Origin of the sequence: Deinococcus sp. Leaf326, from assembly GCF_001424185.1 — a bacterium.
Classification (GTDB): domain Bacteria; phylum Deinococcota; class Deinococci; order Deinococcales; family Deinococcaceae; genus Deinococcus.
In genome coordinates this window covers 38,041-60,792 of sequence record NZ_LMOM01000015.1, presented here as the reverse complement: position 1 = coordinate 60,792, position 22,752 = coordinate 38,041, and the positions used below count along the sequence as shown (strand labels likewise).

Genomic DNA, 22,752 nt, shown 5'->3' with positions numbered 1-22,752 from the left:
GTATCTCAACCGCTTGCTGCACTTCTTCACGAAAAACGCAGAATTTCTCGGCCAGCACGGCTATTCATTGTCCTACGCGAGGTGCAACTTCTGAGTCAGAGGTTCGTCACTCTTTTTGGAGTGTTAGGAGGCATCTTCTTCTATTTAGTAGAGAATCGAATGTCATCTTCTTTTTTTCTACTACGGAAAAACCATAAAAAAGGACCCCTCTCAGGGGCCACGAGAAGACGTGCAGAGTCTTAGAGCACCGAACAATAATGAACGCCTCGTAGGCTACCCGGATGCATGTTCCTGCTGTCCCTGACGACCTTTGGGCCGCCTTTGAACCCCTGCTTCCAGCACGTCCCGTCTCCCAACGAGGTCGGCCACGTATTCCTGATCGTGCCGCCCTCGCTGGCATTCTTTTTGTCCTTAAAACAGGCATAGCCTGGCACGACCTTCCTCTCGCACTTGGGTGTGGCTGCGGGATGACATGCTGGCGGCGCCTGCGCGAATGGCAACAAACAGGCATCTGGGCCTCGCTCCATCACCAACTGCTGGACCGCCTCCATGGGCTTGACAAGCTGGATTTTACGCGTGCCAGTCTTGACTCGGCCACAGTGGCTGCGCCTTGCGGCGGGCAGGACACTGGCCCAGACCCAACGAACCGAGGCAAGCTCGGCTGCAAGCGCCATTTGGTCGTGGATGGTCATGGCACACCGCTGGCTATTGTCGTTTCCGCTGCGAATGTGCACGATAGCCGGATGTTTGAACCCACCCTGGATGCCGTGCCGGGCATCCGGAATGGCCGGCGTGGGCGGCCACAACGACGGCCAATCAAGCTGCATGCCGACAAAGGGTACGATTCCCGTCGTTGTCGTGCTGCATGCTGGAGGCGCGGTATCAAACCGCGTATCGCTCGGCGGGGTGTCGATTCCAGCAGCACACTGGGGCGTCACCGCTGGGTCATCGAGCGGACCCTCTCATGGCTCAATCGGTTCAAGCGCCTCAAAGTACGTTACGAGCGTGCCACTGATGTACATCTGGCGTTGCTGACCCTGGCATGCAGTGTCATTTGTCTGAGGAGGTTGCGTAGCTTATGCAAGCCCTAAAGAATCAGCACGATGACGTACTTATTCACGCCGCCTGATACCTGGCTTGGAGGGCACTTCGAAGTGTCACTGACCTTCGGAGAAATGGAGGATGACCAGCTCCAGATGGCTTTTGAAGCCATCTGGAGCCATCCACACGTGCAAGGCGTGTATTTGAACCGCAATATGGAACCGCAAAACCAAACTTGCGTTGCGGCGAGACAGGTCGATCTATGGACGGAAAGTGCGCAAGGCACGATGAAACTGCCTTCTGGGCTGAGATTGCCGTTTGCGATTCTGGTCGTGCGTGCAGATGGAGAAGACTGCCTGGACATCGGAATACCGATGGGAGCCCTTGATTATGCGTTGGGGAAAGTTGAACGAGGGTTCTACTCGACCTGGAATGTGCCGGGCGCATCACCCGCAGCCGTCGTTCGTGAAATCGAAGACTTCCTAGCTGAGTTGGCTGCCTCAGTATTTACCCATGTCAAATTTAGGGTGGGAGTCATTGGTTGGGAAACATCTGGCACACAGGATACCTATAAGATCCAGGAGCAAGGCATTCCTGAGGTGCGGGACGTGGGATATCTCCTGCCTGAGGGAGGAAGGCTACGGTATTACCCAAGGACGGCTTATCCGCAGTTCTGAAGGCATGGGCGATTTATGTTCGGCGCTCTTAGCGTCGACCCATCAGGGTGGCAAACAGGATCATGCCCATCACGGCACCGAAGGCGGTGAGGCAATCCTGGGTGGTGATGGCGGCCGCGAATCCACTGAGGAGGGCGACGGCCTGGAAGGCGAGGGCGCGGGGAAGCACCAGCTGGTCTTTGCTCCAGTTTTGCTGGAGGAGGCTGATTGCCAGCACCCCGAGGACGACCGGCCAGAGGGGCAGCGTCTGCGTGAGGGGGAGGAGCACGACGAGGACGGCCGTCAAGAGGAGACCTGGATTGGCTTGGGCTACACGCGTCAGCACCGAGGGGCGGGAGGTCCGGAGGGCCGACATCGCGCTCAAAGTCATAACTCAGTATGCGCTGAGCCGCCCCCTCTCGGGCGCCGGCTTCCTCCATCCGGCATTCAGATCGCTGTCGTCAACGGGAGGTGAAGGTGTAGATCGGGGCGTGTGCCGGGGTGTCATCCTCTTCCGCCTAGCACTACTTAAACACGTACTCTTTTCGACATACCAGTGCCGACGGCCGCTGTACAGCGTGGATCACGAACCGTCGTAGGTACCCTGAAGTATGACAAATACCTATGTCCTCCTGCATGCCTTTGCAGAGCGCTGCGCTGACTGGTCATATGACCATAGGCAAGTGGATGACAGGCAGATCACCGCCTCTCGTTCCATACCTCAAGGATCTCAAACCCTGGAACTTGGCCTCATCTGGAAACGCCGCAGCTGGCGCGTGCACCTCACGGTAACCACCGCGTTCTTCCTTTCTGACGAAGCCCCAGGCGAGGGGATGGGACGCAGCACCATGCAGTTCTCGACCCGCCCGTCCATGCTCGACCCTCAGTGGCCCAACGAATGGCACTACCTTCAGGGGACGAATCCCGAGCCCATCGTGCAGAACCTCGCCGAAGTCTACGAGCAGACTCTCGGGCCTCATCTGAAGGTAGTTTCATCGCTCCCAGGATTGGTCCACTTCATGCTGGAGGCGTACCAACAGGGCATGTTTCTCGAGCCGCGGGCAAGCCGGTCCTTCGATAAGGCACTCAAACTGACGCAGTTTCTTGGGCCTGGAGCGCGTGAAGAGGCACAAGTGGCGTTGAGGGTGCGTGCGCAGGTTTTGGGAATCACCCCTTGGGACGACCTGTTTAAGTAGTGCTAGTGGTCTGAGTCAGTAAATGTTAATCAGTTTCGGCTGATTGAATTTGTGGGGATAGACCCTGCAATGTTAGCTGAGCCCAGTAATTTCCGATTTTGGTTAGCTCTGATACCCCTTCAGTTGAAATCTGCCGTTCGACCAATAGTACAATGTCCCAGGCAAGCGCACTGTAATCATCATAGTCATCATTGGCAAAAATCTTGATCCATTCAAGAGCTTCTCTTTCACTCCAGGTCGGCTGATTAGAAAAATGGTCACTATAGAGATGTTGGTTCCCAAATGTGATCACTCCAAGCTCAGCCCGGAGTTGATCAATGGACTTGTGATCACTCATAAGACGGATTCCTCCTTGGAAAACTACCCAATGAAACCCTTCGGCAGAATCGAGCGACACTTCCCGGAATCTCGTCCGCCGACTTCGTCCAGACGAAGGATTGCGGTTGACGATTCGTACTTGCCACAAACACTAGTGGAGAGGGTCCGAAGACCTTGAACGGTTTGAAGCTTGACGGTCAACGTAGAATTGAACGGCTCTGTCAGGTGGGTCATACGCCTGATCAGGCTCTATCATGCTATTGATGCCCGAACCCGACCTTGATACTGAAAGCCTGGCACACTTTGGCTTTACAGACGCCTGGGTTGAACAAGGCGTTCTCACGCGTCCGGTACTCGATGCCCTCTGCGCTCGGTGGGCAGACGGAACAGACGTCAATCTAGAGCACTACCGGTGGTCGGCGTTCAAGCAGTTCCTGCACGCGAACAGAACCCTGACCTCAACGCAGTTTGACTGCCTGTGGGCTCTAGGTCGTTCGGATTCCGATCAGGCTATGGGGCGCGCCATGCTGTTCGAGGTGATCTTGCGGCGCGATTGCCCAAGGGCACTCCTGCAACGCGCTGCATTGTCGCAAGACACCGCCTTGGCCCGGAAAAGCCAGCAGGTCCTAGTCACACGATTCGCGCCCACGCCAGAAAGGTAAGTACAGATGCCAGACCAGCCTGCATGGTGGGAAATCAAAAAGCCGGAGTACTCGCAGGTATGGAACGACATCAATCTGGCGTTTGACTTCACGCCCAGCATGTCACCTTGGGACTGGCCCGGCTTTCGTGAGCCTGTGCCCTCCGTCACCTATGCCTTCTCCACTACAGAGGACGACGCGGCTGTCGACGAGTTTTTCGTGTTGATGAAGGGGCACATCCGTGCCTGTGCACGGCCGGACGAGTGGGTGTATGGCCTCGACTGGCAGCACACCTGCTGCCGGTACAACCCCCACCTGCTGGAAGAGCCTGCGCCAGATGCCTTAGGACGCCGAGTCCCCTGGGAAGGGTTCCTTCTCCCTGACGGGGACTATGCCATCACACTGGCCGATGATTGGCGCTGGGGCACGCTAGGCCATCCGTGGGAACGGAGCCTCTGTGTGTTCGGGCAGCCCTTGATGGATGCTGTGGCACAAGCCAGGCCGCGCCTGTTGGACCGAATCATGCGTGTGAACGGACGGCGACCACCGGAGCCATAAACAGCACGGAGCGGGGACGCATCGAAAACTATTTAAGGTCTTCCGACTCGCTCCACTAGAAGAGCTCCATGAATTGCTGGGCTGGTCGGGCACAGGGGTTGAGCTCACCGATCCACCCACTCATGGCCAGTTCAGATCGGGAAGGTTCAGCGCAGCCTGCACGAGGAGCTGCACTGCCTGTCGGGCGCGCTGTTCGTCCTGCTGCTGTGCGCGCTGATGCGCGGCCTGGAGTTCCACATGTTGGGCGAGTGCTCTTACCTCGGCCAGTTGCCCGATGAGCGATGGACGGCCAGGGGAGGGCAGAATCTGGGTGCGCCTGAGGATGTCGAAGAGCACCGCCTCGACCAGCGTGCCCGCCCAGCCCCCGGCCTTCAGCTCAGGAGCACGTGAGCGGGGAACGAAGTCCCTGAGCACCTGCCGGGTCGTGGGACCAAGCTCGCCGGTCTGAGCGGTGTCCTGACGTTCCTGGATCAGCATGAGGCAGACCTCCAGGGAGAGCGTCTCGACGAACGTCTGAAGGCGGAGTGGCACACTCTCTTCTGACCTGGCGTTCTCCTCTTTACGGGACATCGTGGCCTGGGTCCGGTTCCGTGTCGCGGTGCAGGCGGTACCCGGTGCTGGTGGGTCGGAAGCGGTCCAAGCGGATCTTCCTGGGCGTTCCATTGCGGTACCGCTTGTCATCCCGCTCAGTGAGTGTTCCGTCCGCGTCCACGGCATAGCACTCGGCGTAGCCGTTCACGAGCGTGAAGACCTGCACGAAACGTGCGCCCCACCGGCTGCCTTCCTGGTGTCGGGGATCGTTGTCTTGCCAGATCTGTCCGGTGCGCACAGGGAATGGCTCCGTCACGCTGGACTCCCGACGGGGCGAACGTTGAAGTTGACCTTGCCCCTGTTTCCGGTGCCAGTCTGATTGCAAATCGAGCAGCAGACTGGGAGAAATATGAAACGCAAACGGTACACGGAGCAACAGATCTTGGAGATTCTCGGGCAGCTTGAAGCCGGAACCCCGATCAGCGACCTGACGCGACTCCATGGAGTCGCGATGACCACGATCTACCGCTGGAAAGCCAGGTACGGCGGCATGACCAAAGACGAGACCCGCAAGTTCCGTCAGCTGGAAGCCGAAAATCAGCGTCTCAAGAAGCTGGTGGCGGACCTGTCACTCGACAACGCCATGCTCAAAGAGGTGGTGGGGCGAAAGTGGTGACGCCTGGGACGTCGTCCCAGGCGCAAACGCCCCTCAAGAAGCAGATGGTGGTCCTCTTGCGAGACTCGTTCACGGTCAGTGAACGTCGGGCCTGCCGGGTGCTGGGCTTCTCCCGGAACACGCACAGACGGAACAGCCCTAAAAGGGAAAAGGACCAGCAACTGGTTGAGCGTCTCCGCGTGCTGGCACGGGAACGGCCTCGGTTCGGGTACCGGCGGATTCACCTGATGCTGGGTCGGGAAGGTGAGACCGTGAATCACAAACGTGTATACCGGATCTATCGGGCAGAAGGGCTGGCTGTTCGGAAGAAGGAGCGCCGGAAGCTCAGCGTTGGAGAGCGTCAGCAGAAACCGCAGGTTTCTGCGCCCAATCAGCGGTGGAGTCTGGACTTCATGGCTGATCAGCTGGCTTCCGGGCAGCGGTTCCGTGTGCTGAACGTCGTGGACGACTTCACGCGGGAGTGCTTGGTGATGCACGTCGGCATCTCCATCACAGGCCATGATGTCGTCCGCAGCCTCGAGGCGGTCATTCGCTTCCGGGGCGCACCCCAGGCGATCACCACTGACAACGGCCCGGAGTTCGCAGGGAAGACTCTGGATCTCTGGACCCACGACCGCGGCATCACGCACACCTTTATCCGGCCTGGAAAGCCTGTGGAGAACGCCTACATCGAGAGTTTCAATGGTCGGGTCCGGGACGAGTGCCTCAATCTCCACTGGTTCCAGAGCCTGGATCAGGCTCGCCTCATCCTCACAGCCTGGCGCCAGGATTACAACGACCTCCGGCCCCACACCTCGCTTGGTGGCCGGACCCCATACGAATTTGCCCGCCTGTTCCAGGCGGGCTGAGGTACGCTGAGATTTGCAAATCGGCTGGAACCGCAATTGGGGCACCCTCAGCGCACCCCAGCATCTTGTGCTCATGCTTGGGCCCGTAGCTCTGGAGGTGGGCGGTGATGAGCGTGATGACCGCCTCGCCCTGTTCCTGTGCCATTTCATACCGGCAATGCAGGTGATAGCTGTCCAGCACGCTCCTCGGACCACTGAACATCGCGCAGACGTACCGGTAGGCGGGGTGACGTTCGTCCAGATCCGGAGGACCATCCGTCATGGCGGGAAGATGCTTCATCGTGCCGAAAGCCTGCTCGACGCCAGTGACGACTGGAATCTCAGGGAGAGTGGGGGGATAGGCGAAGGGTAGGGCAGGCCCCGTGGTCGGGGGCTCAGTCGCGGCCTGCTGCGCAATGAAGGTTCTGGCCTGTATATAGACGCCTTGTGGGTGACTGACGGGCCCGGTGAAGCGGGCGACGCTCTTGCCGCGCTTCACCCCTTTACCCTGCTTGGGTAGCCACTGAAAGACCCCGATGCTGAAGAGCACTGAGGGCGCATGGCGATGATGCGCCGGGTCATATGCGCCGTACCAGTCCCAGGTTCCAGCAGGCTTGGGCTGCCCGTTGCCCAGGGTCAGGGGAGATCCTTCAGCTTCGGTGATTTGAGTCATAGAGCCTCTTTTTTGGAACGCGCACAGCGCCTGGATTCTAAGGTTTTATGCCGTGCTGCCTGTGCGGAAGCGCTGGTAGATGGTCGGGTTGTGCTGCTTCAGCAGACTCCAGAACACCGCGGCCGGACTGCGCAGGACGTGGCGCTTGCGGTACACCCAGGTGATCAGCTCGAGCAGCTCGGGGGCAGGGACAGACCCACACAGATACGACGCGGCGCCCTGGTCGATGCCCAGATGAGCCAGACCTTCATAGGCGCGCAGCAGGTCCGGCACCGGCAGGTCCCGGCGCCGATACGCTCCAGCGGAGAGGGCCAGCACCGGGTCGGCCGTGAAGTCGTCCGGGTGATCGACGACTTCTCCCAGGAGAAAGGTGGGGACCTCGAGGAAGAGGAGGTGCTGTTCGACGAGGCTCCCCACGCCAACGCTGTTCATCCCTAGCAGCACTTTGTCACTTCCAGCATGGCTTACCGTATGAGACATGCGGGCTGAAATTGCCACCGCCATGAAGGCTCTCCAGCTCCCTCCAGAGGACCTGGTCCCGGTACGCTCGACCCGTTACAGCGCCGTCCTCAGCCGAATCCTTGAGATCTTCACCATCTATGGGGTACAGGGCCGAGATTGCCTATGGTTGTGGGAGGGCTTCAAAGGAGAACATTACGCCGTTTACCTTGATAAACCCGACGGCTACCGCTGGCTGCCACGACTCCTCCCACCCGATGAGCGCGTGTGGTTGCTGACCGAAGATTGGGCCCGACGGAAACGCGATGGACACTATTGGGTATTTGAAGGACGTATCGGCACCATTGAAGCCGTCTTAGGGGAGCTGTTTGCATTCGAGTATTACATCGTGGACAAGAAATTCGAATGGTTGCTCTGCGAGAATCATCACAACGTGTTGATTGGGATTGGCTCTCGCATCATTGAGCGGTTGCAGGCGGCCGAGGGCACTCCCATAGCTGGTAGAGACTCAGGCGCTTAGGGGAACTGACAAAGTCCTGCTAGTGGAGCGTCAACTTTGGTCTGCTAAGTTTTCAGGATAGAGGCGGGCGAGTTTCTGTCTGGCGGAAGGGGTCGAGAATGTCCAGTTCACTCCACGTTCCTTGCGGTTACGTTCGATTACCCATGCCTGCACTTCCTTGTGCAGTTCCTCCATCGAAGCGATGCGCCGGTCCAGGCACTGCTTTCCGAGAGCGGCAAACTCGATTTCCACCGCGTTGAGCCAGGAGCCATGTTTCGGCGTGTAGTGAAACTCCAGCTTAGTCGCAATTTCGTGGGCGACAGCAGGTGAAAACGTTTCGTATAACGCTCCCTTGGTATGGGTGCTCAGGTTGTCCAGCACTACCCGGATTTTGACGGCGTGCGGGTAGAGCTCATGGACCAGACGTTCCATGCACCGCGCGAAATCCGCTTTGGTCCGCCGTAGGGTTACTTCCATCCACCTCCAGCCGCGCTTGGGTTCCAGGTAACCAAACAGATTTGCACTGCCTCTGCGTTCGTACTCGTAGTCGAAGCGGTATGGCTGACCGGGTCGAAGAGGGACAGGCTGCACCACGTCGGCCACCAGCTGGCACGGCCGCTCATCAAAACACACCACTGGAAACGCGGCGTCGTACGACGCCGCGTACAGATCCAGGACGTCTTCCATGGCGGCAACAAAGGCACCATTCTGCGTGGGTGGAATCACCCACTGCTCTTTCAAATGCGGCTTGAGGTCGTTTTTTTAAGTGTTTTGCGGACTGTCTCGTGGCTCAGGTGCGCGGCGTACCCGAGTTCCACCATCTTGTCGGCGAGCAACCGCAGGGACAGCCGAGGCTGTCCCTTTTCTTTCGTACATGCCAAGGCAATCAGGTGTGCTTGTGCACTTTCATCCAAGAGGTGTGGCTTGAGGTTCTGGGGATGTAGGTGACTCAGCGCAGCATCCAGACCGGAGTCCACGAACCGCTTTCGGACACGGAATACGGTATGCGCGCATATTTCGAGCTGCCTGGCAATCTCCTGGTCACGGAGAGCCGGACCATGCTGGTCTGCTTTGAGCAGGATGCGAGCATGGGTGAGTTTCCGGGCGGGTGCCACACCTGCATTGAGCAGACCCTTGAGAAGCGCTTGCTGCTCAGGTTCGAGACGCACGGCATACTTCATGCCCTACGGTAAACCGGGCTGCACGGGGATAAGGTGCACTGATGACCTGGCTCGAAACAGCCCTTGGATCCATTTCCCTTCAAGGCGGGCAAATCACCTACGCAGAGGCGGCTTGGCGTGACCTCGATGATCAAGCTTGGTGGAAGGAGGACCTCCTTCAAGTCGAGTATCAGGGAGATTTTCTGCTAGATGTCGGCTGGTACGGTCATGAGCAGGAAGCAGGGGAGTTCCAGGTGCGTGTGATTCGCAAAGGTGACTGGTCGCTCCCTGCTTTCCAGTGCTCTGTGATGGCTCGAAACACTTTGCTGCCTGTGATTGAGCAGGCCATCCAGTGGACCTATAGTCAACAAAACTCATTAGCAGACCAAAGTTGACGCTCCACTAGAACATGCAGGGGGAAGTGGAGGGGAAAGGGATGGGGGGAGGTCCGGCGTGGCGCAGGGCGGCGGCCACGCCGCCGGGCTTGATGGGTCTCCGGGGTCCAGAGCTTGAGGAGCAGGGGCCAGAGCGGGTCCGCATGACCGGCAGTGAGGAGTGGAGCCGCCGTGTCCAGGGCGAAGGCGGACGCGAGGACGGCCGGCAGCAGGACGGCTCGATGCTCGGGGTGGGCCTCCTGTAACACGGCCAGGGGTTGCATCAGATTGGCGAGTTCCAACATGCTTCAATGATCCCCTCGGTTCTGGTTGGCCGAGGCGGCCCCTGCGGCCCTGATGGCTTCAAGGGTGAGCGCTTCCCGAAAGTGATCCACAGAGACCATGGGTCTTGAAGGGACCGGACCTGAAGGGTTCTTCGTGCGTTCGGTGATCCAGGCCCGCGCCTGGTCGTAGACGATCTGGGGCTGCCCACTGAAGCCTGAGAAGCGGGCCACACTCTTGCCACGCTTGACCCCCTGGCCCGTCTTGGGGAGCCACTGGAAGACGCCAACGCTGAAGAGGGCCGTGCCCGCAGGACGGGGGTGGGCCGGGTCATAGGCACCGTACCAATCCCAGGTGCCTGCAGGCTTGGGTTGCCCGTTGCCCAGGATGACGGAAGGTGCTGCAGTTTCAGGACTGTGCGTCATCGTGCCCCTCAAGGTGAGTTGGGCCTCGAGCTCGGTGATTCGGGCTTGTGCCTGCGCGAGCTCGGCGCGCAGGAGACCGATGGGGCTGTCGTCGAACCAGACCAGTCCCTGTTCGTCGACCGCCCTGTACTCGCCTGCTCCCGAGGTCTCACCGACGGTGGAGGTGCACTGCCAGCACAGCACCCTACCCCCTTGATCCTGGTGGATCGCGTCCTCGATCGCCTGCGTCACCCCCTCCGGGGCGAGCTGGTCTGGCAAAGACAGGACGGTGACTGGGCGACTGAGACTGTCGACGGCCGTCAGGGTGAGCTTCATGACGACTTCCGTGGGCGGTGTGCCCGGTCTCGGCTGAGCTCCTGGAGGTAGCTCAGGTGGGCCGCCAGTGCCGGGTTCAGGACAGCAGAACTGGGGGCAGGCGGCGGGGTGATGTCGAGAAGCAGGTCCAGGTGTTTCACGGCTTCCTCCGCCTGATGCTGTGGGGGCAGGGTTGCGATTAAAGCGACCGATTCTGGCCAGTCCCGCTGCACGGCACTCAGGGCGCGGTACTGCGGCTCGCCCAGACCGGAGGTGCCCACTTGTTCCTGGGCTTCTTCTGCCCGGGTTTGGAGTTGGGCAATTTTCGGGAGCAACTCCAGACGCTCTTCCGTCGTCAGACTCAGTGGGTACAGGGCGGAAGATTCTGGCGTGACCATTGGAAGAAGCTGAAGGTCCTCGGCGAGGCCTCGACCCTGCTGCTCGGCCTGCAGGTGGAAGAAGCGGATGAGCAGCCAGGCCACGAAGAGGCTGAGGGCCTGCACGAGACTCCCCGCAAGCAGGTGGTGTGAGCCCGAGAGGATCAGAGCAAGGAACACGAGCCCCCCCAGGAGTTGCCGGTTCACGAGGGCAGGCAGAGTCGGCGTGGGCTGTCCCTGGAATCGTCTCAAGAGGGTGCGGCTGAAGCCCTCGAGCTGCTGGCGCTGGGGCCGAAAGCCCCACCCCAGCATCAGAGGCGGCACGATGACCCCCAGGAACGTGGTGCACACGAGGAGAACGTGCTGTGCCAGGACTGTCCCAGAAAAGGTCAGGGCATTGTTCATGGCAAGCAGCGCGACGAGCAGCGCAGGGGCCAGCCATACCTGCCGGCTCTGAAGTGCGCGCGCGACCCGATCGCTGAGCCCGAACCGCGGGCCGTACACGAGTTGCGTCTGGGCGACCCCTTTGAGGTGGAAGCCCTGCTTGTCCTTGAGGGCGTGCAGACTCAGGGCCTCCGGTTCGCTGAGATAGAGCTCCTCGCGCGTGACCGGGTCGAGGAAGGTCAGCGATCGCGGGTCTCCATCGGGGACTTCGGCGATGAGCTGGAGCCCGGTGGCATCCTCGATCAGGACCTCCCAGCGGGGGGACAGGAGGCGGCGCGGCGTCTCGTCACTGTACCGGCGGTACTGCACGGCCTGTCCCGTGGCGCCGGCGCGGCCCGTCTGCTGCTCGTAGTTCAGCAGCGCCTGGGTGGTCAGCGTGATCAGTCGCTGGCGCAGCTGCGCCTGGCGTTCGGTCTGGATCTTCGACCCCTGGCACTGCAGCGTCGGCAGATCGGTGGTGGGTGTGGGAACCATGGTTGGACCTCGGGGCAAGGCGACCCCCTAGGTAGAACAGAGCGCCCAGTTCTATCTAGGGGGGGTAGGGGGTCGTTCGCGGGTCAGCTGCCCGCCTTGATGACGATGTTCAGCAGGATGAGCAGCCCCAGCAGCACGCCCCAGATCAGGAAGGTGTGCTTCATGGCCGCGAGCATGTCCGTCCCATTGGCCAGACTCAGGGCGTAGATGAAGACCACCGTGCTCAGCAGGCCGCCCAGCAGCGTGATGGGCCCGAAGCCGCTCACGGCCGCGAGCAGCGTCGTGATGAGCGTGGGGATCATGGCCAGCGCCGTGACGCTGCGGATCTGGGGCACGTCGCTCTCCTCGCCGACCCCGCCGAGCTTGCGGCTCAGGAAGGTGAACACCAGGGGATAGAGACCCAGCACCAGCGCCCCCGCGAGCAGACCGGAGAGCGTCGAGAGGGTAAGCAGGCCGAGGCGGAGGTTCGGGGCCAACCCCCCGGACTGCACGAGGGCAGTGATCAGGGCCGTGAGGCCGTAGGCGGCGAAGACGCCCCAGAGGAGCCGGCGGGGCGTGCGCCGAATGAGGTCGAGGTGGGCGGAGGAATCGATGAGGGTGGCCGTGAGGGTCATGATTCAATTCCCTTTCTCCTGAAGACTGTCGGGAGGCAGGTGGAAGTGCTGCTCGAGGGCGTGACGCTCGTCCTTCGTCCGGGGGATCAGACAGAGGCGCAGCTGCGCGAATCTTTCCGGGGTCAAGCCGAGGCGGGTCTGGTCATGGGGCAGGAGCCGAGAGCCGAGGAAGGGGTACTGGGTGGTGCGTTCGGCGAGGCGGGTCCAGAAGTCGGTGGGATCGGCACTGTCCAGAGGCATCTGGGGGGGAGGGGGAAGGAAGAGGGTCATGGGGTGGGTCCAGTCCCGCGTGAGCGGGGAGGGTGATGACGTGGGGGGTCATGTCCTCAGCGTGCGGCCGGTTCTGGTTGTCCACCCGGCAGGGCGGACCTCGCACTGTTCCGGGCGGCGCTGTTTCCAGGGGCCCTCGAGCGCTGACTTCTTCCGGAAAGGTGTGGCCGTGCGAGAACGAGCAGGAGGATGGACAGGACGACCGGCCAGGCGGGGGCGGTCCAGGCATAGAGGGTGGGACGGCCAGGGGAGATTGGCGCGCGGATGACTTGCGGCTGTCCCCAGGCGGCCCGGCTCAGGACGTGGCCGTGCGGGTCGACGATGACGCTGCCCCCGGCTTCAGAGGCGAGCACGAGCGGCAGTCCGGCACTGCTGGCGGCCGCACGTGCCGCGATGTCCTGAAAGCGCGCGGCGTGGAAGGCCTTGGTGGAGGCGGGAACGACGAGGATCTCCGCGCCTTGCCGGGCGAGTTGAGCGGCAGCAGGGGCGAATAGGCCTTCGACACAGATCAGGACACCCAACTGGTGCCCGGCGAGCTGTACAGGACGAAGTGGGTTCTGGTCGGCGGTCAACCAGGGGCGTTCGGTGAGGGGGACCAGCTCCCGTTTGCTGCGCAGGACTCGGCCACCCGCGAGGACACTGTTGTAAGCGGCGAGTGCGGTGTAGGAGACGCCCCCGTAAAGGACGTTCGGTGGAAAGGGTCGGTGCACCTGAGCGAGGGTTTGCCGGACGGCCGTCGCGTTTTCCGGGAGGATGACGAGGGCCGCGTCAACGTCCTGGATCAGGGGGAGCCACTGGGCTTCCTCGGACCGCGCGAGTGTTGGCAGCATGTCGCTGATCTCCCGGACTCGTGTATCGCCCCGTTGGGCAGCGGCCACCAGAATCGGAGAGGTGGGCGAGTTGGGTCTCCATGCCCAGGCCAGCCCCAAAACGGCCAGGGGCAGGAGGGCCCAGCGTGGGGCGGCCACGAGTGCTGCACCGGTCAGGAGGAGGAGCATCGTTCCGGTTCCCGGCCCGAGGAGCCACATGGGGGCCGTCATGAAGACGCTCGGTGTGGCTGGGTCCCCCAGGAGCCCCAGCATGGGCAGCATGAGCAGCTGGTCGAGGGCAATCGCGGCGAGCGCCCACCGCCAGGGATTCCGGCTGCCCTGCAAGAGCCACGCGATCGGGAAGGCGAACAGGAGGTGCAGCACCACCGGGGCGATGATCACGAGTCCGATCCCCAGCAGGCCTGCGGGGAGCAGGGGAAGGGCGGTCGCGTACACCCCGACCATCAGGGGCGCGTGCAGGCCCGTCAACGCCAGAGTGCTCTGGAGGGGTGAAAGGCCCCGGAGCAACCCTGGGGCGGCGAGCAGGGGCAGCACGCACAAGAGAGGCCAGGGGCTGAAGGCCAGCAGGGCGATGACCACCCCCAGGCCCCAGACCCCGAGGGTGCGCCGGTCAGCGGAGGCGTTCACCGGCCTGGCTGTAGACAATGACCTGAGACGCTTCCTCGCTCGGTACGCTCATTGCGCTGACCGTCTCGACGGGCATCGTGCTCGGCCCGCCTGCAGGCGTGTAGGTACGGCGGATATAGGGCAGCTTGCCGTCCTCGCCGACATACCGGTAAGCCGGAGGGAAGTACCCGCCACCGAGGTTGGTGTTCAGGCGGATGTTCTCGATCTGCTGGCCGGTCACGTCCACGGTGACGGTCGCCACCCAGGCGGTCTTCTGCGGGTCGTCCTGCGCGACCGTGGCGATGACGAACAGGCCGTCGAGGTTGCTCGTCACGCTGCCCGCTTCATTCAAGCCGATGAGCTGGCTACTCTCGGCGAGCCAGGCCGGCTGGTCGATGAGGTTGGGGAAGCGCTCGAGGGCCTGCTGACGGAGACTTTCGAGCTTGGCGCGGTTGCTGCTGCTGAGGTCGAGGGCCTTGAGGCTCTGGCTGGTGGTGCCGGGCTGAAGGGCGGCCTGCACGCCGGCGACGAGGGCCGCGGAGGTGTCGGCGTAGGCCTGGAGCTGCTGGGCGATCTCAGCGGGGGTGGCTGCGCGGGAGGTGCGGGCGGGGGACTGCTGCTGCTGGCTGCAGGCGCTGAGGAGGAGGGTGGTGATCAGGCAGAGGGACAGGGACTGGCGCATGGTGGACTCCTGAGAGAAAAGAAGGGTGGAAGGGGGGCGGCTCAGGGTGTTCAGTTCAGTTGCCAGGGCTGTTGAGGGGGAAGAGCCCGGTCTGCTGTTGGGTGTCCGTCCACGGCACAAAGCAATAGGCTTTTTCCCAGGCGCTGGTCGGCAGGGAGGGGTCGAAGGTACCGACGACGCTGATGTGCCCGAGGACCTCGTTGCGTTCGTTCAGGAGAATGCCGCCGCTATCCCCACCCTGGGGCTGGCGGTTGACCTGATTCGGGCTGCCCGCCTGGGCGTAGGAGGCCACGATGCAATATTCGGTCGCGTCGACCGTGAAGCCGGAGGGGGTCTCGACCACCTGGCGCTGGACGGCGATGCGGTTGAAGTGCGAGAACCACTGCCATTCCCGGCGGTAACTCGTGGCGCCGGCGAGCGTGATCTTCTGGGCACCCGTGAAACTGTTGGCCGGGCCGTTCTGGGGGAGACGCTTGAGGATGTGCCCGTTCCAGTCATCCGCGTACAGGACGTTGGGGTTGTAGTTGAGGTTGTTCAAGCGGATGGCGATGGCGTCGATGCCCCGACGGTGCGTGGTGCTCGTGGTCCCGATGAAGTCCTGGGTCTGGAAGAACTGGGTGGTCTTGCGGGGGTCGACGCAGTGGGCGGCCGTGACGAGCATGATCTCGCCCTGTGGAGTGCGGCCGAACCAGCCCGCAGAACACTCGAGGCTGCCGGAGATGATGCGGGCGCCGGCGCCGTAAGGACGGTTGCGGTCCTGGATGTACTGGCTGGTGGTGGCGCTGCCGTCTCCGGAGACGGGCCGGAGCTGGGGGGCCTGGCCGAGTCGGAGGGCGGCTTCAGGGATGCGGTCGCCGAGCAGGGCGCGCAGGGCAGCGTGGTGGGTCTTGTCGAGGTTGACGACGACCTGAGCACGCTGGAAGTCCGCGTGGATGGTGTAGGTCCAGCGCTGATCGTCGAGAAGGTCGACGGCCCGGCCGGCGTAGGTGGCGATCTGCTGGGCGGTGTAGGGCACGGTGATGACGTTCAGGCTCTGGAGGCTGGCGGTGTTGGGAAACCCGGTGGTCTTCAACTGCTGTTGCACGCGTTGGAGGGTGAGCGGGGCAGTGGCCTGAGCAGCAACGCCCGTACGGGTGCCGGTGAGGGCGGTGCCGTTGGGGGTGAGCGAGTTCAGGCCGAGCGTGCGGGCGAGCTGGACTTCGGGGGTGTCCAGGACCTGGCGGGCGAAGTCGGTCCCAGAACTGGCGCTGGCCGTGCCGAGGGTGAGGAGGAGACAGAAGGGCCGGAGGAGGGAAGGGGTCATACCTCTTCCATGGTGTGGGCGGTTCTGGTTGTCCGGGGCAGTGAGAGCCTCGCACCGACCCCGGCCCCACTCCCTCCGGGGCCACTCGAATCCTGACTCCTTCCGGATTCTTTTTGCCGTGCAGGCGGTCGCGCTGACCCCCCGATCGGTCAGCGTCCCGTCCAGCCGCGTTACCTGGCGATCACCACTCAGCAGGACTTTTGATCTCGAGGTGAGTGGTGATCGCCCATAGCGTCATCAACTCCTCCCATCCGCACAGGAACTCCTGTCGGAGAGAGCACGTAAGGTGAAAGCATGACGGCAAAAGCAAAACCCGCAGTGTCCCCATTGCGGGCCAACATCAGCTGCGGAGTAGCTTTCGCCCTGATCGCCTTTGGTGCTGCGGTCTACTTGTCGCCGCGTGGGATTCCTGAGAGCCAAGTGCGAGATCTCTGCCAAGGCCGTGCTGAACGACTGGTTCAGCAGGTGGAACTGATCGAAGTGCGAGGCTTTGAGCAGTCCGGCTCTACGGTGAAATTTAAGGTGGTCTCGCTTCCTGGGGCTGAACAGGTCAACAGAGCCCTTGTCTGCACCGTGACTGGGGATGCCCGTAGGCCGCGAGTACGCATAAACGACGAGAAATAGAAGAGTTCGCGCTGTGGGGGCTTTTGCCTGCCCTATGGAAAGCCCCAGTAGCGTAACCGCTCAGCACTGGCCGTGCCTAGGGTGAGGCGCAGACAGAAGGGCCGGAAGAAGGAGGGGTCATACGTCTTCCATGGTGTGGGCGGTTCTGGTTGTCTGGGGCAGTGAGGGCCTCGCACCGACCCCGGCCCCACTCCCTCCGGGGCCACTCGAATCCTGACTCCTTCCGGATTCTTTTTGCCGTGCAGCAGGTCGCGCTGACCCCCCGATCGGTCAGTGTCCCGTCCAGCCGCGTTGCCTGGCGTAGCCTTGAATCGCGGCCAGGACGTGTTCGCCGTGGCAGGGGTCGGGGGAGCACCAGCAGCAGATGACGAGCCGGTCCCCCTCTGCGAGGCGCCGGGCGAGATCGAGGATGGTCGCCCGTTCCGGCCCGTGGGCTCTGACCTGGCGGCGCAGGTGGTCCAGATAAGCGGCCGCCGCCTCGCCCTGGGCGTACCCGTCGCTCACCCGGAAGGGGTTGCCCAGGTGCGCGTGCTCCATGTCATTCGGCGCCCGGCCCCGGCCGATGTAGATGGCCTGCTCGCCGGCCTCCAGATGGAGGGTCTTGACATTCGCCAAACGAATCCGGCCGATCCGGGGGGTCACGGCGCCACCAGAGCGGCTGGGGGGCCGCCGATCTGCGGGCAGTTCGTGGGTGTAGGTGATGCGGCCGAGCACGGGGAAGTTGGGGCGCGGGTCGAGGGGCAGCATGCTTTGGGGACTGTCCGGTGCCGTTCCGGGCGAGGGGACTGGGAGCCAGCGATGAGGCCAGCCTCCCCGTTCAGGGACCTCAAGGGGTACGACTGAGCTTCCCGCGCTCGTAGTGATACCGCAGGGTCAGCGGCTCCCCCTCCTCAACAGGAGGCACAAGGCACAGACTGAGGTCATGAAGGACGAGGCCTTGCGCCGTGCGTTGCAGCAGATGCCACGCCGTACGCCCCACAAGGACGCCGGAATACTGTTGGCCCTCCCGCGCATCTGCGGTGGGCAAGCGAGGGGTGCCGGCAAGCTCCTGAAGCGTTCGTCGCGAGGCCTGCCGGGCAGCCCAGGGCTGATCCAGTCGCTGCGTGACCCAGGCGGGGATGGGCGCAAGAAGTTCAAGCTGCTCGTCGAACTTCTGAGCCACCCGCTGTGGTTCCGTCCCAGAGTTGTCGATGACGACGGCCTGGTCGGCATGTTCGACGGCGGCGGCGAGCAGCGTCATCGCGCCTTCGTACCGTCGCCGAATTGTGTCCGGTTCGACATCGTGCCCCCCAAGGATGACCCGTTGCTGGACGCGGCGGACGTTGAAGGCCGCATCGGAGGTGGTGACGAAAATCAACGTGGTCTGATAGCCAAGGGCCTTGGCCTGGGTGAGCAGGGCGACTTTTTCCGGCGTACTCATGACGGTTTCGAAGACCAGGGATCGACCCTCGCGTAAGGCGAGCTGCCGTTGCCGATCGGCCAGACGCGCGGCCTGACGATTGCGCTCCAGGGGATCTGGAATCTCGTCTCTCCAGGCGCGGGCGATGTCGTCGGCGTTGATGTACTCCCCAGGGAGATCGGCCAGCATGGGGGTCGTGATGGTGGATTTCCCTGACCCGTTGGGGCCAGCGAACATAAAAAGCTGGGGCTGTTCAGCCCCAGTGGTGTTCGTGCTCGTCATGCGCTTTTTTGTGGTTTGGACGGCTGTTCAGGGGGAACGGCCTGCTGGGTGGGATGAGCGTGCCCCGTGTTGGTATAGCCGTCGACAGGAAGGCCGTGCTGTTCAGCGTGGGTGGTCGCCTGTCTGACGCCTTGCCGGGCCTTCTGATCGAAGGTGCCCTGCTGCACGTAGGCTTTGAAATCGAATGGGCTCATACATCCTCCTCGTCGTGTCCGAAGTGTAGGGGAAGGGGGGCGGCAGGTGCTGATAGGAGTCTGAAGGTCAGGCAGCGGGCCGCTTGCGGACCGCGGGGGACCGCCCCACTGGCGCACGGTGCGGGTCTGGCGTGGAGAGGGTGCGGCCCGCAGGGGGGCCGCGCCCGCGCCCGCAGGGCGCGAGGCACCGGAGGCCAGCTCTCGCCGCCCCCGGTCCCGCCCCACGCCTGCCGGCTTCAACGCCGGGTGCCGAGCCGGGCGAGCAGCGTGGTGAGCCGCTCGGGCGTCACTTCGTCCGGATAGGGCAGGGGGTCGGTCGTCTCACCTGCGCCGGGCCACCCCAAGACGTCGAGGCGTTGGCCGTAGCGCTCCAGGTAGAGCAGGGCATAGGTGTCCGCAAAGCCTTCCGCCGACTCGCACGCGTAGGGCCGGATGACGCAACCCGCCTCGCCGAACGCCTGACTGCGGCCGCCGTCCAGGCAGTGCCCAACCTCGTGCGCGATCGTCAAGGCGTTCTCGCTGCCTGCCTGGATCTGCACGAAGCACACGCCGCCGAACGTCCGACTCGCTCCAGTCATCCCTGGCGGCAGGGTCTCCTGGGGCACGACGGCGTACACGATCCTGGGGGAGGTCGAGGTACTCCGGGCCGTGACGAACACAGGGAGCGCTGGGGCGCAGCTGGTCAGGAGGGCCAGCAGGGTCAACAACAGACGGGTCATGCCTCGGGGGCTGCCCGGTGCCCTGCCGGGCGAGGGCAGGCAAACAGGCCCACCCCGGGTGGGATGGGCCTGGACGGGTGAGATTCAGGGGGTGCGGTCGAGGGCGTCCGCGACGGTCTGCAGCTCAGCCGCCATGTCACGTAACCACTGGATGGTGTTCGCCCGAGCGGCTTCCGGGGTCTTCTGGTCGCGGTAGGAGGTCTCGATGACCTCGCCGATGAGGTTCTGAACGATCCCGTGCCCCTGCCGGCGATATTCCCCGGTCTCGGCGTCGTAGTGCTCTTCGAGAGGCTCAGCAGTGGCCGTGTTGCGCAGGGCCTCGTCGGCGAGTTGCATCGTATGGAGTTGAGTGGGCATGACAAGGCCTCCGAGGAAGGGCTGGGGCTGAACGGTGGCTCGGGGCATGGTGCACTCTACCCACGCCCGAGGCAGGGCGGGGGCAGAGATGCAGCCAGGCTGGGCTTTAGTTCAAGGGAGAACGGGAGCAGGGCGTGCGCGTGCGCTGATGACTGTGGCCCTGGGTGACGATGGTCACGTCGAAGGCCTCGGCCACCGCTTGAGCCGCAGCGCGCTGGGCGGCCACCATCTCCAGACCCTGCTGGAGGAACGCGGACGTCCGGACCCGAAACCACACCTGCATGAGCAGGAACTCGGTGAGGCCGCTGTCCTCGATCAGGGCACAGACGTCCCGCTTCCCCAGACCCGCCAGGAAGACCCGCCACCGCCGGGTGAGTCCCACCGTGGGCGCGTCTACTTCCTGGAGGAGCAGGTTCCGGATGAGATGATCCAGGGGCGTGGTCGCGTGCACTCCCGGTGCGGATTTGCCCGCCAGGAGTTCAGGCAGAGCGCCCGGCCGGTCCACGAGCGTGATGGGCGTGCCCGACCGGTGCTGCACGGTCTCGCACAGCACGGCGAGGCGCAGCAACAGGTCTGCTCCGTAAGCGCAGGCCGTCTCGGGTGGCAGGGGTTGGCCCGTAGCTTCGCGGTGGACCTGGATGAGGTAGGCCGCCACCTGGGGCAGATGGGGGTCAGGGGCGCAGGAGGTCATCTTCGGTGATCTCGCCGGTTTCCAGGCAGAACTCACGCCAGTTGGCGCGGAAGAGTTCGCCTTCACTGCCGTACTCGTTGCCGCAGGAGCACGCCGTACCCTGCCAGTTCTGCGTGAGTTCGACCTTGTGCCCGCAGCTGCACTTGATGGCGCCAGGATCGTGCTCGGTGCGGCCCTGCACGATCTTGCGATTGGGCGGGCGAATCCAGGTGGGCATGTTCAGCCTCCTCTGGGCGTGAGCGGGGAAGGTGACGGGCGGAGCAGGGCGTCCAGGTGCGCTTCGAGGTCGGTGAAGTCGGCGGTTTCGAGGCAGTCGCCGCACTCGCCTGTGTCGTCGAGAGCGGCGTTGCACGTGACGCACGTATCGAGAGGTGGACTCATGCCTCGGGACTGCCCGGTGTTCTGCCGGGCGAGGGGGCCTCACTCCAGGGGTTGGAGGGCGCCGAGGGGCACGCGCAGTTCGATGGCTTCGCGCTGGCCGTTACTGCCCCAGATCGGGTCACCGCGCAGGAGGGGGCGGTAGATGGTGTAGCTCTCGACGTGGAACTGCCAGTAGCCGAGCGTGGGGCCGCCGGCGGCCTGTTTCCAGTGGACGGGGCCGAGCGTGAGAATGCGGGGGAGGTGGGTCCCGCGTCCCTGGTCGGCGCAGACCAGGACGCCATTGCCGGAGCCGCCGTTGGTCAAGGTCTGGTAGGTGACGGGCCACGCCTGCCCGCTGGCGTCGATGGCGGTGGCGAAGGTGCCGGAGAGGAGGGTAGGCGTGTCGAGGTCCTGCATGTTCACTCTCCCCCGAAGTAGGCTTCGAGCGACCGGCCCAGGCCGGCCAGGAACGGGGCGATGGCGTCCTGGTAGGTGCCCTCCTCATCCGCCAGCCGCAGCTGTGCACTGAGACGCTCGGAGTCGTCTTCAAACACAATGGGCTCGACGCTGCGGACCAGGTAGTCCCGATGCTCGCCCACGTGCAGGCGAATGATGTGCAGGGACCAGCCGGTCCGGAGGGCACAGTGGGCGTCCTCCAGGGCGAGTATCCGGCTCCCTCGGACCGCCTGGCGCTTGCCTTTCTTCAGCAGGGCCAGGTGGAGGTGGCCGTCGGCATCCACGCGGCTGAGGCGGCACTCCTTCTTGAAGAACTCGGTGGGAGTGAAGGGGCAGACCTCGATGTCGTCGGGGAGAGTCACGCTGTAGGGCATACGTTCAGCGTGGGGGGGATTCTGGTTGGCCGGCCCGTTCTGGAGCGCGTTCATGCTTCCGGGGGTGCCCGGCGCCGTTCCGGGCGAGGGTTGCCCAGCGGGCCTGCCGCACGAATCAAGGAGCAGCCCCGAGGTCGGGTGCTGCTCCGTGCAGAGACGAGGTCAGGCTTCCGTGGGAAGAAGCGCGCGGGCCTGTTGCACGATCTCAGGCAGGATGGCCTCGGGCGGGGTGGGGAGGTGTTCAGTGAAGAACACGGTGTTCGCGCGCGCGGCATCGAAGGCGCTGGGGTAACGGATGCCCTGGAGCCCCAGTTCGAAGGCGGCCGCCCCGATCTCGTGCGTTTCCACGCGCTCCTGGGGAACCCGGCTGTTGAGGAGCGTGGCGCCACGCCAGTCGCCGGTCAAGGTCATGAGACTCACGCCGAGCAGCGCCCGAATGCCAGGGTCGGTGAGATCCAGGACGCGGGTCGCTCGAATGTGGACGGGGTAGACCGCGTGGGCCGGCATTTCCGGCTGATGGAATTCGGCCTGGAAGCTCTGGGTGGCCTCACGGAGGGCAAGATCCATACCATCGGCTGTGTAGAGCGCCCGGGAGAGCCCCGCCGGCGTGAACCGGTTATCGGCGCCCCAAGCGCCTACGGTACTTTCCAGGGTGCGGAAGTAGGCCAGGGCAGTCGCGCGGTACTGAGCCACATGGTTGCCAATAAAAGGGGCGGCCTCGATGGCCGCCCGGAGTGCTTGACCTGCCAGAGACATCAGAAGGCCTGGAGAATGCCGACCGCTCTCTGCCCTTGACCGGCACGCACGGCTTCCCGGGGGGTCTGTCCACGAAGCGTCACGTTCGGCCGGTCCATCCAGGCGTGGGCGCTCTGGGCACTGCCAGTCAGGGTCAGGGCCAGCTGCTCCACTTCGGCTTCCGTGACGGGGGTCGTGCGTTCTTCCTGCGGGTAGATCGGGACGCCGTTGACCAGCATGATGGGTTTACTGCCAGGAATAGTCGTCATCATCGCCTCCTTACCATCTCCAGCATAGAGGGACTGGGATGGACGCATTGTGGGCTGCCCGGCGCCGTTCCGGGCGAGGGTT

Annotated in this window: 33 protein-coding genes and 1 pseudogene; 8 read left to right on the top strand and 26 right to left on the bottom strand. The window is 63.4% G+C overall.

The window, feature by feature from the left end:
- The first annotated feature begins 281 nt into the window (after positions 1-281).
- Both ASF71_RS22360 and ASF71_RS23510 read left to right on the top strand, forming a co-directional pair.
- Positions 282-1,091, top strand: a complete 810-nt coding sequence (locus ASF71_RS22360; protein WP_082505591.1) for an IS5 family transposase — start codon at positions 282-284, stop codon at positions 1,089-1,091.
- 12 nt (positions 1,092-1,103) lie between these two features.
- Positions 1,104-1,718, top strand: a complete 615-nt coding sequence (locus ASF71_RS23510; RefSeq protein ID WP_156372636.1) for a hypothetical protein — start codon at positions 1,104-1,106, stop codon at positions 1,716-1,718.
- A 28-nt stretch (positions 1,719-1,746) separates the two neighbouring features.
- Here ASF71_RS23510 and ASF71_RS05845 read toward each other — a convergent pair whose 3' ends face one another.
- On the bottom strand, positions 1,747-2,088 hold the full coding sequence (locus ASF71_RS05845) for a hypothetical protein (RefSeq protein WP_056296493.1): 342 nt from the start codon (positions 2,086-2,088) through the stop codon (positions 1,747-1,749).
- Between the two features lie 220 nt (positions 2,089-2,308).
- Between ASF71_RS05845 and ASF71_RS05840 the strand changes: the two genes are divergently transcribed.
- Positions 2,309-2,893 carry a hypothetical protein gene (locus tag ASF71_RS05840; protein ID WP_156372635.1) on the top strand — a complete coding sequence of 195 codons (585 nt, stop codon included), beginning with the start codon at positions 2,309-2,311 and terminating at the stop codon, positions 2,891-2,893.
- A 25-nt stretch (positions 2,894-2,918) separates the two neighbouring features.
- On the opposite strand, the gene ASF71_RS23505 is transcribed toward ASF71_RS05840, so the two are convergent.
- Positions 2,919-3,230, bottom strand: coding sequence for a hypothetical protein (locus tag ASF71_RS23505; RefSeq protein ID WP_156372634.1), 312 nt, complete (start codon positions 3,228-3,230; stop codon positions 2,919-2,921).
- Positions 3,231-3,474: 244 nt separating this feature from the next.
- On the opposite strand from ASF71_RS23505, the gene ASF71_RS05835 reads away from it, so the two are divergent.
- Together ASF71_RS05835 and ASF71_RS05830 are read left to right on the top strand one after the other, a co-directional pair.
- Positions 3,475-3,873 carry a hypothetical protein gene (locus ASF71_RS05835; protein WP_156372633.1) on the top strand — a complete coding sequence of 133 codons (399 nt, stop codon included), beginning with the start codon at positions 3,475-3,477 and terminating at the stop codon, positions 3,871-3,873.
- 6 nt (positions 3,874-3,879) lie between these two features.
- Positions 3,880-4,410, top strand: coding sequence for a DUF2716 domain-containing protein (locus ASF71_RS05830; protein ID WP_056296484.1), 531 nt, complete (start codon positions 3,880-3,882; stop codon positions 4,408-4,410).
- Positions 4,411-4,530: 120 nt separating this feature from the next.
- Here ASF71_RS05830 and ASF71_RS05825 read toward each other — a convergent pair whose 3' ends face one another.
- Both ASF71_RS05825 and ASF71_RS05820 read right to left on the bottom strand, forming a co-directional pair.
- On the bottom strand, positions 4,531-4,941 hold the full coding sequence (locus ASF71_RS05825) for a hypothetical protein (RefSeq protein WP_156372632.1): 411 nt from the start codon (positions 4,939-4,941) through the stop codon (positions 4,531-4,533).
- 28 nt (positions 4,942-4,969) lie between these two features.
- On the bottom strand, positions 4,970-5,257 hold the full coding sequence (locus tag ASF71_RS05820) for a hypothetical protein (protein WP_156372631.1): 288 nt from the start codon (positions 5,255-5,257) through the stop codon (positions 4,970-4,972).
- Positions 5,258-5,350: 93 nt separating this feature from the next.
- Here ASF71_RS05820 and ASF71_RS22355 point away from each other — a divergent pair.
- A protein-coding gene (locus tag ASF71_RS22355) for an IS3 family transposase (RefSeq protein ID WP_235514155.1) occupies positions 5,351-6,465 on the top strand; the annotation gives its coding sequence in 2 pieces (ribosomal slippage) (positions 5,351-5,600 and positions 5,600-6,465; 1,116 coding nt in all).
- On the opposite strand, the gene ASF71_RS23500 is transcribed toward ASF71_RS22355, so the two are convergent.
- Both ASF71_RS23500 and ASF71_RS05800 read right to left on the bottom strand, forming a co-directional pair.
- A complete protein-coding gene (locus ASF71_RS23500) occupies positions 6,368-7,117 on the bottom strand; it encodes a hypothetical protein (RefSeq protein WP_156372630.1) in 750 nt (249 codons plus the stop codon). The genes ASF71_RS22355 and ASF71_RS23500 overlap by 98 nt on opposite strands.
- A 45-nt stretch (positions 7,118-7,162) precedes the next feature.
- Positions 7,163-7,549, bottom strand: coding sequence for a hypothetical protein (locus tag ASF71_RS05800; protein ID WP_056296468.1), 387 nt, complete (start codon positions 7,547-7,549; stop codon positions 7,163-7,165).
- 46 nt (positions 7,550-7,595) lie between these two features.
- Between ASF71_RS05800 and ASF71_RS05795 the strand changes: the two genes are divergently transcribed.
- Positions 7,596-8,096 (top strand): DUF6756 family protein, encoded by a 501-nt coding sequence (locus ASF71_RS05795; RefSeq protein WP_056296465.1) that lies wholly within the window; start codon positions 7,596-7,598, stop codon positions 8,094-8,096.
- A 30-nt stretch (positions 8,097-8,126) separates the two neighbouring features.
- Here the strand turns inward: ASF71_RS05795 and ASF71_RS22350 are convergent.
- A pseudogene (locus ASF71_RS22350) lies at positions 8,127-9,256 on the bottom strand (IS630 family transposase).
- A 41-nt stretch (positions 9,257-9,297) separates the two neighbouring features.
- Between ASF71_RS22350 and ASF71_RS23495 the strand changes: the two are divergent.
- The gene (locus ASF71_RS23495; RefSeq protein WP_056296459.1) at positions 9,298-9,630 is read left to right on the top strand and encodes a hypothetical protein; all 333 of its coding nucleotides are present in this window, start codon (positions 9,298-9,300) and stop codon (positions 9,628-9,630) included.
- A gap of 287 nt (positions 9,631-9,917) precedes the next feature.
- Here ASF71_RS23495 and ASF71_RS05770 read toward each other — a convergent pair whose 3' ends face one another.
- The 19 genes from ASF71_RS05770 to ASF71_RS24490 form a co-directional block, all read right to left on the bottom strand.
- Complete coding sequence (locus ASF71_RS05770; RefSeq protein WP_056296452.1) at positions 9,918-10,631, bottom strand: hypothetical protein; 714 nt, start codon at positions 10,629-10,631, stop codon at positions 9,918-9,920.
- Entirely contained in the window at positions 10,628-11,905 is a 1,278-nt protein-coding gene (locus ASF71_RS05765; protein WP_056296449.1) for a hypothetical protein, read from the bottom strand. The genes ASF71_RS05770 and ASF71_RS05765 overlap by 4 nt, the downstream gene beginning before the upstream one ends.
- An 83-nt stretch (positions 11,906-11,988) precedes the next feature.
- Positions 11,989-12,519, bottom strand: a complete 531-nt coding sequence (locus ASF71_RS05760; RefSeq protein WP_056296446.1) for a YIP1 family protein — start codon at positions 12,517-12,519, stop codon at positions 11,989-11,991.
- A gap of 3 nt (positions 12,520-12,522) precedes the next feature.
- Positions 12,523-12,789, bottom strand: coding sequence for a hypothetical protein (locus tag ASF71_RS05755; RefSeq protein WP_056296443.1), 267 nt, complete (start codon positions 12,787-12,789; stop codon positions 12,523-12,525).
- A 56-nt stretch (positions 12,790-12,845) separates the two neighbouring features.
- The gene (locus ASF71_RS05750) at positions 12,846-14,246 is read right to left on the bottom strand and encodes a nitrilase-related carbon-nitrogen hydrolase (protein ID WP_056296441.1); all 1,401 of its coding nucleotides are present in this window, start codon (positions 14,244-14,246) and stop codon (positions 12,846-12,848) included.
- The gene (locus tag ASF71_RS05745; protein ID WP_056296437.1) at positions 14,230-14,907 is read right to left on the bottom strand and encodes a hypothetical protein; all 678 of its coding nucleotides are present in this window, start codon (positions 14,905-14,907) and stop codon (positions 14,230-14,232) included. The genes ASF71_RS05750 and ASF71_RS05745 overlap by 17 nt, the downstream gene beginning before the upstream one ends.
- Before the next feature lie 55 nt (positions 14,908-14,962).
- Positions 14,963-16,210 (bottom strand): hypothetical protein, encoded by a 1,248-nt coding sequence (locus ASF71_RS05740; protein WP_056296434.1) that lies wholly within the window; start codon positions 16,208-16,210, stop codon positions 14,963-14,965.
- A gap of 894 nt (positions 16,211-17,104) precedes the next feature.
- Positions 17,105-17,581 (bottom strand): DUF4326 domain-containing protein, encoded by a 477-nt coding sequence (locus tag ASF71_RS05735; protein ID WP_056296431.1) that lies wholly within the window; start codon positions 17,579-17,581, stop codon positions 17,105-17,107.
- A 79-nt stretch (positions 17,582-17,660) separates the two neighbouring features.
- A complete protein-coding gene (locus tag ASF71_RS05730) occupies positions 17,661-18,515 on the bottom strand; it encodes an AAA family ATPase (protein ID WP_056296429.1) in 855 nt (284 codons plus the stop codon).
- Positions 18,512-18,709 (bottom strand): hypothetical protein, encoded by a 198-nt coding sequence (locus ASF71_RS05725; protein ID WP_056296426.1) that lies wholly within the window; start codon positions 18,707-18,709, stop codon positions 18,512-18,514. Before ASF71_RS05725 ends, ASF71_RS05730 begins: the two co-directional genes overlap by 4 nt.
- 236 nt (positions 18,710-18,945) lie before the next feature.
- Positions 18,946-19,428, bottom strand: a complete 483-nt coding sequence (locus ASF71_RS05720; protein WP_056296423.1) for a hypothetical protein — start codon at positions 19,426-19,428, stop codon at positions 18,946-18,948.
- Positions 19,429-19,512: 84 nt separating this feature from the next.
- On the bottom strand, positions 19,513-19,785 hold the full coding sequence (locus ASF71_RS05715) for a hypothetical protein (RefSeq protein ID WP_082505608.1): 273 nt from the start codon (positions 19,783-19,785) through the stop codon (positions 19,513-19,515).
- A 106-nt stretch (positions 19,786-19,891) separates the two neighbouring features.
- Entirely contained in the window at positions 19,892-20,476 is a 585-nt protein-coding gene (locus ASF71_RS05710) for a hypothetical protein (RefSeq protein ID WP_056296417.1), read from the bottom strand.
- On the bottom strand, positions 20,457-20,693 hold the full coding sequence (locus ASF71_RS05705; protein ID WP_056296414.1) for a hypothetical protein: 237 nt from the start codon (positions 20,691-20,693) through the stop codon (positions 20,457-20,459). Before ASF71_RS05705 ends, ASF71_RS05710 begins: the two co-directional genes overlap by 20 nt.
- Positions 20,694-20,695: 2 nt before the next feature.
- Positions 20,696-20,857, bottom strand: a complete 162-nt coding sequence (locus ASF71_RS23490) for a hypothetical protein (protein ID WP_156372629.1) — start codon at positions 20,855-20,857, stop codon at positions 20,696-20,698.
- Positions 20,858-20,896: 39 nt separating this feature from the next.
- The gene (locus ASF71_RS05700; protein ID WP_056296410.1) at positions 20,897-21,253 is read right to left on the bottom strand and encodes a hypothetical protein; all 357 of its coding nucleotides are present in this window, start codon (positions 21,251-21,253) and stop codon (positions 20,897-20,899) included.
- A 2-nt stretch (positions 21,254-21,255) separates the two neighbouring features.
- Entirely contained in the window at positions 21,256-21,720 is a 465-nt protein-coding gene (locus ASF71_RS05695) for a hypothetical protein (protein WP_056296407.1), read from the bottom strand.
- Positions 21,721-21,828: 108 nt separating this feature from the next.
- A complete protein-coding gene (locus tag ASF71_RS05690) occupies positions 21,829-22,422 on the bottom strand; it encodes an RES family NAD+ phosphorylase (protein ID WP_056296404.1) in 594 nt (197 codons plus the stop codon).
- Positions 22,422-22,670 carry an MbcA/ParS/Xre antitoxin family protein gene (locus ASF71_RS24490; protein WP_162243084.1) on the bottom strand — a complete coding sequence of 83 codons (249 nt, stop codon included), beginning with the start codon at positions 22,668-22,670 and terminating at the stop codon, positions 22,422-22,424. The genes ASF71_RS05690 and ASF71_RS24490 overlap by 1 nt, the downstream gene beginning before the upstream one ends.
- Between the last annotated feature and the right edge of the window lie 82 nt (positions 22,671-22,752).

What these genes read in the sequence shown, in the direction of transcription:
- ASF71_RS05695 (WP_056296407.1), bottom strand. Translation starts at nt 21,720, where the DNA reads ATGAACGCGCTCCAGAACGGGCCGGCCAACCAGAATCCCCCCCACGCT.
- ASF71_RS05745 (WP_056296437.1), bottom strand. Translation starts at nt 14,907, where the DNA reads ATGCGCCAGTCCCTGTCCCTCTGCCTGATCACCACCCTCCTCCTCAGC.
- ASF71_RS23510 (WP_156372636.1), top strand. Translation starts at nt 1,104, where the DNA reads ATGACGTACTTATTCACGCCGCCTGATACCTGGCTTGGAGGGCACTTC.
- ASF71_RS05740 (WP_056296434.1), bottom strand. Translation starts at nt 16,210, where the DNA reads ATGACCCCTTCCCTCCTCCGGCCCTTCTGTCTCCTCCTCACCCTCGGC.
- ASF71_RS05710 (WP_056296417.1), bottom strand. Translation starts at nt 20,476, where the DNA reads ATGACCTCCTGCGCCCCTGACCCCCATCTGCCCCAGGTGGCGGCCTAC.
- ASF71_RS05765 (WP_056296449.1), bottom strand. Translation starts at nt 11,905, where the DNA reads ATGGTTCCCACACCCACCACCGATCTGCCGACGCTGCAGTGCCAGGGG.
- ASF71_RS05715 (WP_082505608.1), bottom strand. Translation starts at nt 19,785, where the DNA reads ATGCCCACTCAACTCCATACGATGCAACTCGCCGACGAGGCCCTGCGC.
- ASF71_RS05795 (WP_056296465.1), top strand. Translation starts at nt 7,596, where the DNA reads ATGCGGGCTGAAATTGCCACCGCCATGAAGGCTCTCCAGCTCCCTCCA.
- ASF71_RS05800 (WP_056296468.1), bottom strand. Translation starts at nt 7,549, where the DNA reads ATGAACAGCGTTGGCGTGGGGAGCCTCGTCGAACAGCACCTCCTCTTC.
- ASF71_RS05690 (WP_056296404.1), bottom strand. Translation starts at nt 22,422, where the DNA reads ATGTCTCTGGCAGGTCAAGCACTCCGGGCGGCCATCGAGGCCGCCCCT.
- ASF71_RS05725 (WP_056296426.1), bottom strand. Translation starts at nt 18,709, where the DNA reads ATGAGCCCATTCGATTTCAAAGCCTACGTGCAGCAGGGCACCTTCGAT.
- ASF71_RS23495 (WP_056296459.1), top strand. Translation starts at nt 9,298, where the DNA reads ATGACCTGGCTCGAAACAGCCCTTGGATCCATTTCCCTTCAAGGCGGG.
- ASF71_RS22360 (WP_082505591.1), top strand. Translation starts at nt 282, where the DNA reads ATGCATGTTCCTGCTGTCCCTGACGACCTTTGGGCCGCCTTTGAACCC.
- ASF71_RS05735 (WP_056296431.1), bottom strand. Translation starts at nt 17,581, where the DNA reads ATGCTGCCCCTCGACCCGCGCCCCAACTTCCCCGTGCTCGGCCGCATC.
- ASF71_RS05845 (WP_056296493.1), bottom strand. Translation starts at nt 2,088, where the DNA reads ATGACTTTGAGCGCGATGTCGGCCCTCCGGACCTCCCGCCCCTCGGTG.
- ASF71_RS05705 (WP_056296414.1), bottom strand. Translation starts at nt 20,693, where the DNA reads ATGCCCACCTGGATTCGCCCGCCCAATCGCAAGATCGTGCAGGGCCGC.
- ASF71_RS05760 (WP_056296446.1), bottom strand. Translation starts at nt 12,519, where the DNA reads ATGACCCTCACGGCCACCCTCATCGATTCCTCCGCCCACCTCGACCTC.
- ASF71_RS05720 (WP_056296423.1), bottom strand. Translation starts at nt 19,428, where the DNA reads ATGACCCGTCTGTTGTTGACCCTGCTGGCCCTCCTGACCAGCTGCGCC.
- ASF71_RS05830 (WP_056296484.1), top strand. Translation starts at nt 3,880, where the DNA reads ATGCCAGACCAGCCTGCATGGTGGGAAATCAAAAAGCCGGAGTACTCG.
- ASF71_RS24490 (WP_162243084.1), bottom strand. Translation starts at nt 22,670, where the DNA reads ATGACGACTATTCCTGGCAGTAAACCCATCATGCTGGTCAACGGCGTC.
- ASF71_RS05770 (WP_056296452.1), bottom strand. Translation starts at nt 10,631, where the DNA reads ATGAAGCTCACCCTGACGGCCGTCGACAGTCTCAGTCGCCCAGTCACC.
- ASF71_RS23490 (WP_156372629.1), bottom strand. Translation starts at nt 20,857, where the DNA reads ATGAGTCCACCTCTCGATACGTGCGTCACGTGCAACGCCGCTCTCGAC.
- ASF71_RS05840 (WP_156372635.1), top strand. Translation starts at nt 2,309, where the DNA reads ATGACAAATACCTATGTCCTCCTGCATGCCTTTGCAGAGCGCTGCGCT.
- ASF71_RS23505 (WP_156372634.1), bottom strand. Translation starts at nt 3,230, where the DNA reads ATGAGTGATCACAAGTCCATTGATCAACTCCGGGCTGAGCTTGGAGTG.
- ASF71_RS05730 (WP_056296429.1), bottom strand. Translation starts at nt 18,515, where the DNA reads ATGACGAGCACGAACACCACTGGGGCTGAACAGCCCCAGCTTTTTATG.
- ASF71_RS05700 (WP_056296410.1), bottom strand. Translation starts at nt 21,253, where the DNA reads ATGCAGGACCTCGACACGCCTACCCTCCTCTCCGGCACCTTCGCCACC.
- ASF71_RS23500 (WP_156372630.1), bottom strand. Translation starts at nt 7,117, where the DNA reads ATGACTCAAATCACCGAAGCTGAAGGATCTCCCCTGACCCTGGGCAAC.
- ASF71_RS05835 (WP_156372633.1), top strand. Translation starts at nt 3,475, where the DNA reads ATGCCCGAACCCGACCTTGATACTGAAAGCCTGGCACACTTTGGCTTT.
- ASF71_RS05755 (WP_056296443.1), bottom strand. Translation starts at nt 12,789, where the DNA reads ATGACCCTCTTCCTTCCCCCTCCCCCCCAGATGCCTCTGGACAGTGCC.